The following is a 14472-nucleotide window of genomic DNA, read 5'->3' as shown; positions in this document are numbered from 1 at the left end:
ATGGACGCGACCGCGGCGTCCTGCCATCACTGCGGCGAGCCGGTCGCCGGCGGGCAACCGGTCACTGCGGGTGACCATGCGTTCTGCTGCGAAGGCTGTGCTGCGGCCGCGACGTGGATCCAGGATGCCGACCTTGGCAGTTACTACCGCCTGCGCAGCGCGAACGCCAATCGCGTGCAGGCCGACCGGCTGGACCTGGAAAGCTGGGACCGCAGCGAGCTGCTGGACGAACACAGCCGCGCCGTCGACGGCGGCCGCGAGATCGTGCTGCTCACCGACGGCATGCGCTGCGCGGCCTGCGCCTGGCTGATCGATCGCGCCCTCGCCCGCGAAGCCGGCGTGCTCGACACCACGGCGAACGCGGTCACTGGCCGCATCCGCATCGCGTGGGATCCGGCACGCACGAAGCTCTCCGCGCTGCTGCACCGCCTGGCGATGCTCGGCTACCGGCCCTACCTGGCCACCGGCGATGCGCGCGAACAGGCGCGCATGTCCGAACGCCGCCGCTGGCTGCTGCGGCTCGGCGTGGCCGGCCTCGGTTCACTGCAGGCGATGATGCTGGCCGAGGCGTTGTATCTCGACGTCAACGCCACCATGCCGCTGCCGACACGGGACCTGTTCCGCTGGCTCACCTTCCTGGTCAGCACGCCGGTGGTGTTCTACAGCGGCTGGCCGTTCCTCGCCGGCATGGCGCGCGAACTGCGGGCGCGCCACGTGGGCATGGACACACTGATCGCCAGCTCCACCCTGCTCGCCTACTTCGCCAGCCTGGTCGAGACGATCCGCGGCGGCACGCATGTCTGGTACGACGCGGCGGTGATGTTCGTGTTCCTGCTGCTGGCGGCGCGCATGCTGGAACAGCGCGCGCGCAACGTCGCCACCGCGCAGGTGGATGCCTTGGCACGCGCACAGCCGGTGTTCGCGATCCGCGAGCGCGACGACGGCGAGCGCGAATCGGTGCCGCCATCGGCGCTGCGGGTCGCCGACGTGGTCTGCGTGTCTGCTGGCGACGGAGTGCCCGCCGATGGCGTGCTGCTGGATGCGGCCGCCGATTTCGAGGAAGCGCTGCTGACCGGCGAATCGCGACCGGTGCGCCGGCATGCAGGCGAAACCGTGTATGCCGGCACCACCTGCCGCGAGCGCCCGGCACGGCTGCGCGTCACCGCCACCGGCGCCGCTACGCGCCTGTCGCAGCTGGCCGAACTGGTTGACCGCGCTCAGGGACATCGCCCGCCGATGGCGCAACTCGCCGATCGCGTCGGCCGCCATTTCGTGGTCTCGCTGCTGGTGCTTGCCGTCTGCGTCTACGCGGGCTGGCGGATGTACCAACCCGACCGTGCCTTCGAAGTGACTCTCGCCCTGCTCGTCATCAGTTGCCCCTGCGCACTGTCGCTATCGGTGCCGGCGGTGCTGGCCGCCGCGCATGGCGCACTGGCGCGCTGCGGCGTGCTGGCCACGCGGCCCGAGGCGCTGGACACGCTGGCGCGCGCCACCGACGTGGTGTTCGACAAGACCGGCACGCTCAGCGACGGCCGTCCCTCACGCGTGGCCGTGGAGGTGTTCGACGGCCTGGACGCGGACGCCGCCACGCGCCTCGTGGCTGCGCTGGAAAAGGACAGCGGCCACCCGATCGCGACCGCGTTCGCGGATGTCGATGCACGTGCATTGGCGCGGGCCGTGGTCGCGCGTCCTGGCCAGGGCGTGGAAGGCGATGTCGACGGTCGCCATTGGCGGTTCGGGCGCGGGGAATGGGCCGCACGTCGGACGGATGACGGCGGCTTGTGGCTGGGCGATGGCAGGCATGGCGTCGCCCGCTTCACCTTGAACGAGCGTCCGCGCGAGGATGCCGCAGTCGCCATCCGGGCGTTGCGCGCGCAAGGACTGGACATCCACCTGGCCAGCGGGGACAGCGAAGGCGCGGTGCAGCGCCTGGCGCACTTTCTTGGCATCGTGTCGCCGCACGCCCGCCAGTCGCCGGAAGACAAGCTGGCACGCGTGCGCCAACTGCAATCGGAAGGTCGCATTGTGGCGATGGTCGGCGATGGCCTGAACGATGCGCCCGTGCTGGCCGGCGCGGACGTCTCGATCGCGATGGGCGAAGGCGCACCGCTGGCGCAGCAGGCCGCGGACCTCGTCGTCACCGGCCCGTCGCTGCTGCGCATCGCCGACGCCGTGCGCGTGGCGCGGTTGTCGCGGCGGCTGGTGAAGCAGAACCTGGCCTGGTCGGCCGGCTACAACCTGCTCGCCGTGCCACTGGCCGCCGCCGGCCTGGTCACGCCATGGATCGCGGCGCTGGGCATGGCGGTATCCTCGCTGGTGGTCACCCTCAATGCGCTGCGGCTGGCGCGCACCTCCACGGAGATGGCGGCATGAACATCCTGCTGATGCTGTTGCCGATCAGCCTGGTCCTGCTGGGCCTGGCCATCGCCGCGTTCGCGTGGGCCGTGCGCAAGGGCCAGTTCGACGATCTCGATACGCCGGCGCTGGACATCCTCGACGACGCACCGCCGAAACCGCGTCAGGACGCGCGCATGCGCGAAGGCGACGATGGCGCCTGACGTTCCGGTCCTGCTCGCCGCGCTGCTGGCCGGCCTGGTGGGCAGTACCCACTGCGCGGTGATGTGCGGCGGCATCGCCACCGGCTTTTCCGCGATCTCGTCCCGACAGGGCTGGGGGAGCGCGTTGCAGCTCAATCTGGGGCGCGTCGGCGGCTACGCGCTGGCGGGTGCGCTGGTCGGCGCGTTCGGCGGTGGTCTGTTGTCGCTGGCACGGCATGAGACCGCCGTACTTGCGATGCGCGTCGGCGTGGGGCTCGCGCTGGTGGTGCTGGCGCTGCGCCTGCTCGACCAGCGCGGCCGACTGGATTTCCTCGCACGCCCCGGCGCGATGGTATGGCAGGCGCTGCGCCCACTGCATGCCCGCGTGCTGCCGGCGGACACGTTACCGCGCCGCCTGGTGGCCGGCGCACTATGGGGATGGTTGCCATGCGGGCTCAGCGTCAGCCTGCTCACCGTCGCATGGCTGCAGGCCAATGCGCGCGATGCCGCCTTGACCATGGCCGCGTTCGGGCTCGGCACGCTGCCGATGATGGTCACCCTGACCTGGTCCGGCGCACGCCTGGGGCGTCGCTGGCAGCAACCGGCAGTGCGGCGCGTGGCCGCGACCTTCGTACTCGCGGCTGGCCTGCTGACCATCGCCTCGCCCTGGTTGATGCGACACCCGGCGCTGCACGGCGTGCTTGCGGCACTGGGCTGCCAGCCGCTGCCACCATGAGGGCGGATGCGACGCCGGAATCCGGAGCCGCGGACGCGAAGATGCGCCTGCAGACGCTGGGGCGCGTGGCGCGCGATCCCTTGCGAGCCGCCAGCGCGCTCGCCCTGCTCGCTGGCTGGCTGCTCGTGCCGCAGGCCGCGCTCATCGCGCTGTGCATGCAGCGCGCATTCGTCGCCCACGATCCGCCCATCGTCCTGCTGCCACTGCTTGGCGGCCTGTTGATCCTGTTGCTGCTGCGTGCAGGACTGGGCTGGGCGAGCCGGCGATGCGCCGACCATGCGGTCGAGCGCATCCGCGTTGACCTGCGCGGCAGCATCGCGCGCGCGCTGGTCGCGCGCGGTCCCGCCTGGGTACGCACCTGGCAGAGCGGCGCACTGGCCGAGCGCATGGGCGCGCACGTGGATGCGCTCGAAGGGTACTACGGCGGCTTCGTGCCCTTGCGTGTCGAAGTGGTGGGCGTACCGCTGGCGATCCTGCTGGCGGCGTTCTTCGTGGACCGCACGGTCGGCCTGATCCTGTTGCTGACGATGCCACTGGTACCGATGTTCATGATGCTGGTCGGCTGGAGCGCGCAGGCGGCCAGCCAACGGCAACTGCAGGCACTCGCGCGCATGGGCGGGCACTTCGCCGACCGCTTGCGCGGACTCGGCATGATCCGCTTGTACGGCCGCGGCCAGGCGGAACTGGAAGGCATCCGTTCCTCCGCCGAAGAACTTCGCGTGCGCAGCCTGCGCGTGCTGCGCATCGCGTTCCTGTCGTCGGCAGTACTGGAGTTCTTTGCCTCGCTGAGCGTGGCGATGATCGCGCTGTACCTCGGCCTGAGTTACCTCGGCATGATCGATCTGCGCGCGCAGCCGCTGACGCTGGGAACTGGCGTGTTCTGCCTGCTGCTGGCGCCGGAATTCTATGCACCACTGCGACGGTTGGCCACGCACTACCACGACCGCGCCGCGGCGCTGGCGGCGATGGACGAGCTCGCGCTGGTGCTGGACGATGCGCGCGCCGCCACGACCGCCCTTCCTCCAATCGCATCGCCAGCAGCCGCGCTTGTCAGCATGCGTGGCATCACGTTGCGTCATGCGGGCAGCTCGCGCGACGTGTTGCGGGACGCCGATGTGGACCTGTATCGCGACCAGCGCATCGCCCTCGTTGGGGCCAGCGGCGAGGGCAAGAGCGCACTGCTGGAAGCCCTGGCCGGCTGGATCCCGGCCACGACCGGGACGGTGGAGCGCGCGCCCGGCCTGCGCATCGGCTATGCGCCGCAGCGTCCGTTCCTGTTCGCCGGCAGCCTGCTCGACAACCTGCGCCTCGCAAAACCGGAGGCCAGCAACGACGAACTGCGGCGAGCGGCCGAAGCGGCACAGGTGTTGCGTTTCGCGGACCGCCTGCCTGACGGACTGGATACGGTGATCGGCGAACGCGGCTTCGGCCTGTCCGGCGGCGAAGCGCGACGCATCGCGCTGGCACGCGTGTTCCTGCGCGACCCCGACCTGCTCCTGCTCGACGAGCCTACCGCCTTCCTCGATCCGGACACGGAAGCCGCGGTGTTGCGGGCGATCCTGCACTTCGCGCGCGGACGCGGGCTGGTGATGGCCACGCACAGCGCCACCGTGCAGGCGGCGATGGCGCAGACCTGGCGTGTGCGTGGCGGGAAGCTGCACGCAGCCGCGGTAGCGCCTCGATGACCGACCGCAACGACACGCTGCCGGTGCGCCTGCGCGAGGTGGTTCTGCGCCACCGCAGGAGGATCGTGCTCGCCATCGCGCTGCTGTTGCTGACGCTGCTCGCAGGCACGGCACTGCTGGGCCTGTCCGGACACTTCCTCACCGCCGCGGCGCTGGCGGGCAGTACTGCGCTCGGCTTCAACTTTTTCGGCCCGTCGGCCGGCATCCGTGCGCTGACCTTCGTACGCATCCTGTCGCGCTACGCGGAGAAGCTGCTCGGCCACGACGCGACGCTGCGGCTGGCACGCGACCTGCGGGTGTGGTTCTTCCGCCGCGCGCTGCCGCTGGCGCCGCTGGGCCTGGGCCGCTTCCGCATCGGCGAACTGATGGCGCGGTTGATGGCGGACATCGAGGCGGTCGACGGCGTACTGGTCCGCGCGCTGGGCCCGCTGCTGGCAGTGCTGTCACTGTGCGCGCTGGCGACGCTGGTCGCGACACTCGCGGTGCCGGCAGCCGGCGCCCTGCTGCTCATCGCGCTAATGCTGATCGGTGCACTGGCGCCGTGGCTGGCCGCGCGCAGCGTGGCGGCGCTGGAAGGCGAGCGCGCCGAGGCCCGCATGCGCCTGCGCGCGTCGGTGCAGGAAGGCATCGAAGGCCAGCAGGACCTCGTCGCGATGGATGCCGCATCGGCCTGGCTGGCAGCGCTGGACGCCCGCAGCCGCGAGGTGGCGCATTGGGAAGACCTGCGCAAGCGCCGGCTTGCGCTTGCCAGTTTGGCGCACGCCCTGGCCACTGCGGCCACGCTGCCGGCGATGCTGTGGGTCCTGCTGTCAGCGGTGCACGCCGAACGCATCGGCGCCGCGGCCGCAGGCGGCCTGTTCTTCATGACGGTCGCCGTACTGGAAGCCTGCAGCGCCATCGCCCCGGCCTGGCAGGCGTGGCGCGCCGCCGCCACTGCAGCCGGACGGCTTGAAGAGGTGGTGGAGCCGAAGCACGAAGCGCCAAGCCGCGGGCGCATGGGTGCGCAACCGCCTGCGCCACGCGGTGCGCTGTGGTTCCGCGAGGTGGTGTTCGCCTGGCCCGGCAGCGCGCGACGCGTGCTTGATGGCGCCAGCCTGCGCATCGAAGCGGGCGAGCGCGTGTTGGTCTCGGGCGACAGCGGCGAAGGCAAATCCTCCTTGTTGGCGTTGGCGTTGGGACTGTGTACGCCGCAGGCAGGGGAAGTACGCTTCGCCGACGACGACCTGCGCACGCTGGACCCTGCGCTCTGGCACACCCGCATCGCCTGGCTGCCGCAGGACGCGCCGGTCTTTTCGGGCAGCGTGCGCGAGAACCTGCACCTCGGCGATCCCGATGCGGACGACGCGCGCCTGTGGCGGGCACTGGCGCAGGTGAAGCTGGACGCCCGGTTCCACGATGCGGGCGACGGCCTGGATACCTGGGTGGGCGAGAACGGCGCGACGTTGTCAGCAGGCCAGGCGCGCCGTCTGGCGCTGGCACGCGCCCTGCTGCGCGATGCGCCGTTGCTGCTGCTGGACGAGCCAACCGAAGGCCTGGACCAGGACACCGCCGATGCCCTGATGCGCGACATCGCGACCGCCAGCGAAGGACGCAGTGTGCTGATCATCAGCCATGCGACGTTGCCCGATGGCGTGGTGGATACGCGCTACCGGCTGCGCGATGGAAAGCTGATGCACGAAGACGGACCTGGCTCCCTGTAGGAGCGACGTGAGTCGCGACCGCACGAATGATCGACCGTTGCATCGTCGGGTGGAACAGCGCGGCGGAAACATCGACATGCACTGTCGCGCACCCACTGTTTCCGGGGCTCGCGGTCGCGACTCACGTCGCTCCTACAGAAAGCAGAGCCTCAGGCCCGCGCTTCAGCCAATGCGTCCAGGCGCTTGCGATCGAGCAGCCGCACGTGGTGCGGGTCGTCGGTGGCGATGCTGCCTTCCTGGCGCAGACGGGTGAAGCTGCGGCTGACGGTTTCCACGGTCAGGCCCAGGTAGTCGGCGATATCCGTGCGCGTCATCGGCAGGATCACCTCGGTGTCGTCCTGGCCTTGGCGACGGCGACGCTGCGCCATGTCGACGAGGAAACCCGCCAGCCGCTCCATCGGATTGAGCCGCGCAAGCGCCATCAGGTTGCCGCGGGTGGCGTCCAGCTCCACGCAGGCGCGCTCCAGCAGCTCGCGTTCAAGTTCCGGATGGTCATGGCACAGGCTACGCATGTCGGCCATGGAGAACTCGCACAGCGTGCTGTCGGTGATCGCTTCGATCGTGTGTTTGTAGTGCGAAGTGCCTGAAAAGCCGATGAAATCACCCGGCATCAGGAAACCGGCCACCAGCCGGCGACCATCCGGGAGCAGCCGGATGCGGCGCAGGGCGCCCTTGGTCACGGTGAACACGCCGCGCCTCGGCTCGCCCTCGCGAACCAGCGCCTCGCCCGCCTTCAGCCGCGCATCGTCCGCCAGCGCTTCCATGGCGTGTGCCTTCTCCACCGGCAAGGCCGCGCAGAAGGCCAAGTGACGGACCAGGCAGCCGCTGCAACCACGCGCGGCCTGGCACAGCACGCTCTCGACGAGCGCGCCAGCGACCGGGGCGTCGTTCTGGCGGAGGATGCGAAGGCTCATGGCGATGGCTGCGAGGGGCTTCCGGGCCATGATACGCCCGTAAGTCACTGATTTCCGGACTGCGACAATTGGTCGCAGACCGGGGTTTCAGCGCCCGTTCCCCCATTCAGGCCCGGATTCGGTTACAGTGCGCGCCGCTTGCCTGCGGCCGTTCGTTTCCCCGATGGTCCGCCGGCGCAGGGAATTCCCCGCGAGTTCCCGCGCCCGCCCCGCTCCGACTTCTTTCGTTGCGCAAGCTCGGTAGTGCCGCTTTGGCGCCTCCGCACCCCTTCTCGCAGCGCGGTTTCAGGGAACGCTTCGAGTCACGGTCTTGCCGCATTCCGCGCGTCTTACGTTGCCGCACATCGCTGTGCCGGTGTTGCGCGCGTGTCCGGCCGGCCGGCTTTGGAGCTTTGACAATGACGTTTGAAACCTTGGGCCTTGCGCCCGCCCTGCTGCGCGCCCTCGACGAACAGGGCTACACCCAGCCCACCCCCATCCAGGAACAGGCCATCCCGCTGGCCCTGGCTGGCCATGACCTGCTGGCCGGCGCCCAGACCGGTACCGGCAAGACGGCCGCGTTCGGCCTTCCCCTGATCCAGTACCTCGCCACCACGCCGCAGGAAGTCGCCACCCGCGGCCCGCGCAAGCCGCGCGCCCTGGTGCTGACCCCCACCCGCGAGCTGGCCGTGCAGGTGCACGACAGCCTGCGTGGTTACGGCAAGTACCTGCGCATCCCCAGCACCACCATCTACGGCGGCGTCGGCATGGGCAACCAGCTGGACGCGCTGCGCCGTGGCGTGGACATGGTGATCGCCTGCCCGGGCCGCCTGATCGACCACCTCGAGCGCCGCAGCGTCGACCTGTCCGGCATCGAGGTGCTGGTGCTGGATGAGGCCGACCGCATGCTCGACATGGGCTTCCTGCCCTCGATCAAGCGCATCCTGGCCAAGCTGCCCAAGCAGAACCGCCAGACCATGCTGTTCTCCGCCACGTTCGCCGAGCCGATCCGCGAACTGGCCATGGAGTTCATGCGCGATCCGAAGCAGATCCAGGTCACGCCCAAGAACACCGTGGCCGAGACCATCACCCACCGCGTCCACCCGGTTGATGGCAGTCGCAAGCGCGACCTGCTGCTGCACCTGCTGGCCAAGGACAGCCGCCTGCAGACGCTGGTGTTCGCCCGCACCAAGCACGGCAGCGACAAGCTGGCGATGTTCCTGGACAAGAGCGGCATCAAGACCGCGGCGATCCACGGCAACAAGTCGCAGGGTGCGCGCCAGCGCGCGCTCAGCGACTTCAAGGCCGGCCGCATCAACGTGCTGGTGGCCACCGACATCGCCGCGCGCGGCATCGACATCGACCAGCTGCCGCAGGTGATCAACTTCGACCTGCCGATGGTGGCCGAGGACTACGTGCACCGTATCGGCCGCACGGGCCGCAACGGTTCGACGGGCGAAGCGATCTCGCTGGTGGCTCAGGATGAAGCCAAGTACCTGCGCGCCATCGTGCGCATGCTGGGCCGCGACGTGGACCTGCGCGACGTGCCGGGCTTCGAGCCGCAGACGCCGATCCGCTGGGGCAACAGTGCGCCGGGCAAGGCCGAACAGCCCGCCGGCGAGCGCACCCCGCGGCGCAACGGCCCGCAGAAGCACGCGCGCCGTCCGCACAGCGAGGCCCCGCGCCACGCCCATGCGGGCCCCAAGAAGCACAGCAGCGGCCCGCGCCGCGACGGCGGCCGCACCGGCGGCGCCCGCCAGGGCCAGGGCCAGGCGCGTCCCGCCCGTTGAGTTGATCCACCCGCGCGGCACCTGACCGGTGCCGCGCGTTCCACCGCTTCCGGAACCGTCGCATGGACATCTTCAAGGTCTTCACCGTCGAAGCCGCTCACCGCCTGCCGAACGTGCCGGAAGGCCACAAGTGCGCGCGGCTGCACGGCCACTCGTTCCGCATCGAGCTGCACCTCTCCGGCCCGGTCGATCCGCAGGCTGGCTGGGTGATGGACTTCGCCGACGTGAAGGCGGCCTTCAAGCCGATCTACGAGCGGCTGGACCACCACTACCTCAACGACATCCCAGGCCTGGAGAACCCGACCAGCGAGCGCATCGCCGCCTGGATCTGGGAACAGGCCAAGCCCGTGCTGCCGCTGCTGAGCGCCATCGTGGTGCATGAAACCTGCACGTCCGGGTGCCGCTATACCGGCCCGTGAGGCATGAAACCGGTTTCATACCACCGCATACAAGCGTTTGATTTTTAACGGCTCCTGACCGTTCGTCGGATTTCCATACGCCACTTATTGCACTGCAACATGGATGTGTCTATGCTGCGTCGCAACAGATGGAAATCCCCTTTCAGGAGCACGCCATGACCACGCAATTCAACGAAAGCTTCAGCCAGTTCACGCAGCAGTTCGCCGCCGCAGCCTCGCGCGCCAACCGTCTGGCCCTGGAAAGCGCCGAGACCGTGTTCGGCGTGCAGCTGAAGACCTTCGAAAAGAACATCGATGCCACCACCGCCTTCTTCGGCGAGTTGGCTGAAACCCGCGACCTCGACGGCTACAAGACCCTGTGGCCGAAGGGCATGCAGGTGGCCAAGGACAACGCCGAGCGCGTCGTCGCCGCCAGCCAGGAAGTGTTCGGCCTGAGCCTGAAGACCGGTGAGGCCTTCGGCCAGCTGGTGAAGACCCAGTTCGAGACCGCGACCGACAACGTCCAAGCCTCCGTGGCCAAGGCGACCAAGGCCGCCAAGGGCAAGTAAGACCCGCCCCCAGGACCTACGCGTCCAACGCTTATTGCGCGGCTCCCCTCCCTCCGCGCAGCCGACCCGGCAGCCCCCACGCTGCCGGGTTTTTTATTGCCCGCGCACCCAAGCTTTCTGTAGGAGGGCCTTCAGGCCCGATGCTTTTTTCCGCAACGCCTGTCGGGCCTGAAGGCTTCCTACACGGAAACAGCGATGTGCCGACTCAGCTGTCTGGCGTCGATATCCGGCGCATACGGCAACCTCCCCCAGCACGGCACCGGCATGCGCGCGGACAGCAGGGCGAAATTCTCGTCCCGGCGCTCCATCTCCGGATCGACCTCGTTCGCTATCCAGCCCACCAACCGTGCCCCGTCGTCCTGGATGGCGCGCGCGCTGAGCCGTGCATGGTTGATGCAGCCCAGCCGCATCCCCACCACCAGCACAACCGGCAGGCGCAGTTCCTCGACGAGGTGCCGCTGATCGAGCGTCGCCGTCAGCGGCGCAGCCCAGCCGCCAACGCCTTCCACCAGCACCAGATCAGCCAGCGGATGCAGGCGCTCGAACGCTGAAACCAGCACCCCCAGTTGGACGTCCACACCCGCATCGCGGGCCGCGATCTCCGGTGCCAGCGGGGCGGGCAGCGCATACGGGTTGAGGTCTTCGTACGGCGGCACGGGATCGCTCGCCGCCTGCAAGGCCAGTGCATCGTCGTTGCGCCAGCCGGCCGGCGTGGGGGTACAGCCGCTGGCAACCGGCTTCATGCCGACCGCGCGCAACCCGCGTGCGCGGAATGCATGCAACAAGGCGGCGCTGGCGACGGTCTTGCCGACGCCGGTGTCGGTACCCGTGACGAACAGCCTATCCAATGCGCGGTCCATCAGGGTCCCGCCACGACACTGCCATCGCCCAGTCCTGACGCCGGCGCTTTGGGGTGATCCTCGTTCATGCCGACGATCATATCCGGCCCTTCCTGGACCCGCAGAGTAGAATCGACCCCATGTCATTCGCCTCGCACACGCTCACCGGCAGCAAGCCGGAACAATACGCACAGCTGGCCGCACAGGCCCGTGCCCTGCTGGCCGGCGAACCGGACCGGATCGCCAATGCCGCCAACCTGTCGGCACTGCTCTACCACGCCCTGCCCCACTTCAACTGGGCCGGCTTCTACTTCTTCGATGGCCGGGAATTGGTCGTTGGCCCGTTCCAAGGCTTACCAGCCTGCGTGCGGATCCCGTTGGACAAGGGGGTCTGCGGAGCCGCCGCACGCACCCGCCAGACCCAGCGCGTGGACGATGTAGAGGCCTTCTCGGGCCACATCGCCTGCGATTCGGCTTCACGCTCGGAGTTGGTGGTACCGCTGGTGAAAGGGGACGAACTGGTCGGCGTGCTCGACCTGGACAGCCCACGCCTGGCGCGCTTCGATGCCGACGACCAGGCGGGCATGGAATGCATCGCCGCCATCTTCGTGGATTCACTGACATGACAGGCACCAAGCTGCGCAACATCGGCCCCAAGTCCGCCGCCTGGCTGCGCCAGGTCGGCCTGCGCACGCAGGAGGATCTGGAGTCGGTAGGCGCGGTGGAAGCCTTCATCCGGGTCAAGCGCGCGGGGTTTCGCCCCAGCCTCAACCTGCTCTATGCGCTGGAAGGCGCCCTGCTGGACTGCCACTGGCAGCAGCTCCCCGAAGACCGCCGCAGCGAACTGCTGGTCGCGTACGACGCTGCGGCGGCGCTTCTGCCTCCTCCGCGCGGCCGCCCTGCTGCCGGCCCGGTGACGACCACGCATACCGAGCGCGAAGAAGACACGGGCCCATCGCTGAACCTGTTCGATTCGCGCGGCGACGACTGATCCCGCGCATCGCAGCCGACCCGCACCCAACATCGGCAGGAGCGCCCCATGGGCGCGATGTGCTTCGTCCCGCGTATACTGCGCGCGCTTTCAGGTGACCCGCGGCGTCCGCGTCCGGGTTGAAACGGGAAGCCGGTGACCCGCGCAGGCGGCATTCCGGCGCTGCCCCCGCAACGGTAGGCGAATAGAACCACGGCATCGGCCACTGTGCATTGCATGGGAAGGCGCCGCGGGGAGTGCCCTGCACTCGTTCGCAAGCCCGGAGACCGGCCTGGAAGTCCACTGGTTGCGATGCGGAGGGCGTCGCGGCGTGCCGCGCCGCTGCCTGTCTGCCGCGCTGTCCGCAACGCTCCCTTCCCCGTCGCAACTCCACGCCGATGAATGCGCGCGGGGCGCGCGATGGAGTTGAATCCGATGTACAGCCGTTTCCCCCTTTCCTACCTGGCCCTCGCGGTCGCGCTGGCACTGCCGTTCGCAGTGCAGGCGCAGGACCGCGACACGACCGACCTCGACGAGGTCGTGGTATCCGGGACCCGAACCGCCGTCGCGGTCGAAGACAGCCTGGTCCCCGCGCAGGTGATCAACCGCGAAGCGATCCTGCGCAGCCAGGCCCGTTCGTTGTCCGAACTGCTGCAAGGCCGCGCCGGCGTTTCGATTGCCAACCAGGGCGGGGCCGGCAAGATCACCACGCTCAACCTGCGCGGCACCGAATCGGACCATGTGCTGGTGCTGATCGACGGCGTCCGCATGGGCTCGGCAACCGCCGGCCTGCCGGCGCTGCAGGACCTGCCGATCGACCAGATCGATCGCGTCGAGATCGTGCGCGGCCCGCGTTCCAGTCTGTACGGCTCGGAAGCCATCGGCGGCGTGATCCAGGTGTTCACCCGTCGCAACACGGGCAAGGTGCGCCCGAACTTCCGCATCGGCATGGCCAGCGACAGCACCCGCGAAGCCAGTGCCGGCATCGGCGGTGGCAATGCGCGCGGCTGGTTCGGCGCCGACGTGGCGTATACGCGGACGGATGGCTTCAACGCCTGCCGCGGGCGCGGCCCGGATCCGAGCATCCCGTTCGACTTCGGCGCCGGTTGCTTCACTGACGAACCGGACCGCGATGGCTACCGCAACACGTCAGCCAACCTGCGCGGCGGTTACGCCTTCACCGATACGCTGACGATGGAAGCCAACGCGCTGCGCGCCGAGGGCAAGAGCGAGTTCGACGGAAGCTTCACCAACCGCTCCGAAACCGTGCAGCAGGTGATCGGTACCAAGCTGCGTTATGCGCCGAGCGAGAAGATCGGCCTGCAGCTGAGCCTGGGCCGCAACGACGACAAGTCCGACGATTTCCACGACGACGTGCAGTCCGGCTATTTCGAGACGCGCCGCTACGTGGCTTCGCTGCAGGGCGATTTCACGGTAGCCGCCAACCAGCTGCTGACTGCCGGCATCGACTGGCAGGACGATGAGGTCGAGAGCGCCACCGACTTCGACGTCACCCAGCGCGACAACCTGGCCGGCTTCGTCGAGTACCAGGGCCGCTTCGGCGCACACCAACTGCAGGCCAGCGTCCGCAACGACGACAACGAGCAGTTCGGCAACCACACCACCGGCAGCCTGGGCTACGGGTTCGGCTTCGGCAACGGCCTGAAGCTGACCGCCAGCCTGGCCACGGGCTTCAAGGCGCCGAGCTTCAACGACCTGTACTACCCGTTCTTCGGCAATCCCGACTTGGCGCCGGAAGAATCGGAGAGCATCAACCTCGGCATCGCGCAGTATCGCGACACCTGGAACTGGACCTTCAATGTCTACCAGAACAAGGTGGATCAGCTGATCTCCTATGACGCGGCGATCTTCCTGCCCAACAACATCGACGAAGCGCGCATCCGCGGCGCGGAGTTCACCGTCGATTTCACGCTCGCCGGCTTCGATATCGCCACCCAGCTGAGCCACACCGATCCGCGCAACCGTTCGGCCGGGCTCAACCACGACAACCTGCTGGCGCGTCGCCCGCGCAACACCGCGCGTATCGACGTGGACCGTGCATTCGGTGCATTCCGCGCCGGCATGACGTTCAACGCCGCAGGCGAGCGTTACGACAATCTGGCCAACACCGACCGCCTGGGCGGCTACAGCACGCTGGACCTGCGCCTGGAATACGCCATCGCGCCGGCCTGGACGTTGCAGGCGAAGGTGGGCAACGTGTTCGACCGCGACTACGAAACCGTCGCCTGGTACAACCAGGCCGGCCGCACCTACGGCCTGAGCCTGCGCTACCAGCCGACCGAGTAACTCGCAACGGAATGCCACAAGACGAAGCCCGGCATCGCCGGGCTTCTT

Annotated in this window: 12 protein-coding genes, 1 pseudogene and 1 riboswitch; of the genes and pseudogenes, 11 read left to right on the top strand and 2 right to left on the bottom strand. The window is 68.9% G+C overall.

What is annotated here, in order from left to right; genetic code table 11:
- Genes FB548_RS17520 through cydC form a run of 5 tightly spaced genes read left to right on the top strand, consistent with a single transcriptional unit; the run spans position 1 to position 6658 of the window.
- Positions 1 to 2373, top strand: coding sequence for a heavy metal translocating P-type ATPase (locus FB548_RS17520; RefSeq protein WP_142126084.1), 2373 nt, complete (start codon positions 1 to 3; stop codon positions 2371 to 2373).
- A complete protein-coding gene (gene ccoS, locus FB548_RS17515) occupies positions 2370 to 2558 on the top strand; it encodes a cbb3-type cytochrome oxidase assembly protein CcoS (protein ID WP_142126083.1) in 189 nt (62 codons plus the stop codon). The genes FB548_RS17520 and ccoS overlap by 4 nt, the downstream gene beginning before the upstream one ends.
- Positions 2548 to 3273, top strand: coding sequence for a sulfite exporter TauE/SafE family protein (locus FB548_RS17510; protein ID WP_142126082.1), 726 nt, complete (start codon positions 2548 to 2550; stop codon positions 3271 to 3273). Before ccoS ends, FB548_RS17510 begins: the two co-directional genes overlap by 11 nt.
- A 41-nt stretch (positions 3274 to 3314) precedes the next feature.
- The gene (cydD, locus tag FB548_RS17505; RefSeq protein WP_255470613.1) at positions 3315 to 4958 is read left to right on the top strand and encodes a thiol reductant ABC exporter subunit CydD; all 1644 of its coding nucleotides are present in this window, start codon (positions 3315 to 3317) and stop codon (positions 4956 to 4958) included.
- Positions 4955 to 6658, top strand: coding sequence for a thiol reductant ABC exporter subunit CydC (gene cydC, locus FB548_RS17500; RefSeq protein ID WP_142126080.1), 1704 nt, complete (start codon positions 4955 to 4957; stop codon positions 6656 to 6658). The genes cydD and cydC overlap by 4 nt, the downstream gene beginning before the upstream one ends.
- A 149-nt stretch (positions 6659 to 6807) precedes the next feature.
- On the opposite strand, the gene FB548_RS17495 is transcribed toward cydC, so the two are convergent.
- Entirely contained in the window at positions 6808 to 7572 is a 765-nt protein-coding gene (locus FB548_RS17495; RefSeq protein ID WP_142126079.1) for a Crp/Fnr family transcriptional regulator, read from the bottom strand.
- Between the two features lie 398 nt (positions 7573 to 7970).
- Between FB548_RS17495 and FB548_RS17490 the strand changes: the two are divergent.
- From FB548_RS17490 to FB548_RS17480, 3 genes and pseudogenes are all read left to right on the top strand, one after another.
- Positions 7971 to 9260, top strand: a pseudogene (locus FB548_RS17490) (DEAD/DEAH box helicase); the annotation flags it as partial.
- Between the two features lie 143 nt (positions 9261 to 9403).
- Entirely contained in the window at positions 9404 to 9760 is a 357-nt protein-coding gene (gene queD, locus FB548_RS17485; RefSeq protein WP_142126077.1) for a 6-carboxytetrahydropterin synthase QueD, read from the top strand.
- 155 nt (positions 9761 to 9915) lie between these two features.
- Positions 9916 to 10308, top strand: coding sequence for a phasin family protein (locus tag FB548_RS17480; RefSeq protein WP_142126076.1), 393 nt, complete (start codon positions 9916 to 9918; stop codon positions 10306 to 10308).
- 179 nt (positions 10309 to 10487) lie between these two features.
- On the opposite strand, the gene bioD is transcribed toward FB548_RS17480, so the two are convergent.
- Positions 10488 to 11168: a dethiobiotin synthase gene (gene bioD / locus FB548_RS17475; protein ID WP_142126075.1), complete on the bottom strand. Its 681-nt coding sequence runs from the start codon at positions 11166 to 11168 to the stop codon at positions 10488 to 10490.
- A 119-nt stretch (positions 11169 to 11287) separates the two neighbouring features.
- On the opposite strand from bioD, the gene FB548_RS17470 reads away from it, so the two are divergent.
- From FB548_RS17470 to btuB, 3 genes are all read left to right on the top strand, one after another.
- Positions 11288 to 11773, top strand: coding sequence for a GAF domain-containing protein (locus FB548_RS17470; protein ID WP_142126074.1), 486 nt, complete (start codon positions 11288 to 11290; stop codon positions 11771 to 11773).
- Positions 11770 to 12138, top strand: coding sequence for a TfoX/Sxy family protein (locus tag FB548_RS17465; RefSeq protein WP_142126073.1), 369 nt, complete (start codon positions 11770 to 11772; stop codon positions 12136 to 12138). The genes FB548_RS17470 and FB548_RS17465 overlap by 4 nt, the downstream gene beginning before the upstream one ends.
- A gap of 75 nt (positions 12139 to 12213) precedes the next feature.
- Positions 12214 to 12428, top strand: a riboswitch (cobalamin riboswitch).
- A 124-nt stretch (positions 12429 to 12552) separates the two neighbouring features.
- On the top strand, positions 12553 to 14424 hold the full coding sequence (btuB, locus tag FB548_RS17460; RefSeq protein ID WP_142126072.1) for a TonB-dependent vitamin B12 receptor: 1872 nt from the start codon (positions 12553 to 12555) through the stop codon (positions 14422 to 14424).
- Positions 14425 to 14472: the final 48 nt, after the last annotated feature.

The sequence above is a fragment of the Pseudoxanthomonas sp. 3HH-4 genome, from assembly GCF_006716465.1.
GTDB lineage: Bacteria > Pseudomonadota > Gammaproteobacteria > Xanthomonadales > Xanthomonadaceae > Pseudoxanthomonas_A.
This window is presented reverse-complemented; position numbering and strand designations above follow the sequence as displayed.

Coding starts and splice junctions, on each gene's coding strand:
- FB548_RS17495 (WP_142126079.1), bottom strand. CDS start 7,572: ATGAGCCTTCGCATCCTCCGCCAGAACGACGCCCCGGTCGCTGGCGCG.
- FB548_RS17510 (WP_142126082.1), top strand. CDS start 2,548: ATGGCGCCTGACGTTCCGGTCCTGCTCGCCGCGCTGCTGGCCGGCCTG.
- FB548_RS17480 (WP_142126076.1), top strand. CDS start 9,916: ATGACCACGCAATTCAACGAAAGCTTCAGCCAGTTCACGCAGCAGTTC.
- btuB (WP_142126072.1), top strand. CDS start 12,553: ATGTACAGCCGTTTCCCCCTTTCCTACCTGGCCCTCGCGGTCGCGCTG.
- FB548_RS17470 (WP_142126074.1), top strand. CDS start 11,288: ATGTCATTCGCCTCGCACACGCTCACCGGCAGCAAGCCGGAACAATAC.
- FB548_RS17520 (WP_142126084.1), top strand. CDS start 1: ATGGACGCGACCGCGGCGTCCTGCCATCACTGCGGCGAGCCGGTCGCC.
- ccoS (WP_142126083.1), top strand. CDS start 2,370: ATGAACATCCTGCTGATGCTGTTGCCGATCAGCCTGGTCCTGCTGGGC.
- FB548_RS17465 (WP_142126073.1), top strand. CDS start 11,770: ATGACAGGCACCAAGCTGCGCAACATCGGCCCCAAGTCCGCCGCCTGG.
- bioD (WP_142126075.1), bottom strand. CDS start 11,168: ATGGACCGCGCATTGGATAGGCTGTTCGTCACGGGTACCGACACCGGC.
- queD (WP_142126077.1), top strand. CDS start 9,404: ATGGACATCTTCAAGGTCTTCACCGTCGAAGCCGCTCACCGCCTGCCG.
- cydD (WP_255470613.1), top strand. CDS start 3,315: ATGCGCCTGCAGACGCTGGGGCGCGTGGCGCGCGATCCCTTGCGAGCC.
- cydC (WP_142126080.1), top strand. CDS start 4,955: ATGACCGACCGCAACGACACGCTGCCGGTGCGCCTGCGCGAGGTGGTT.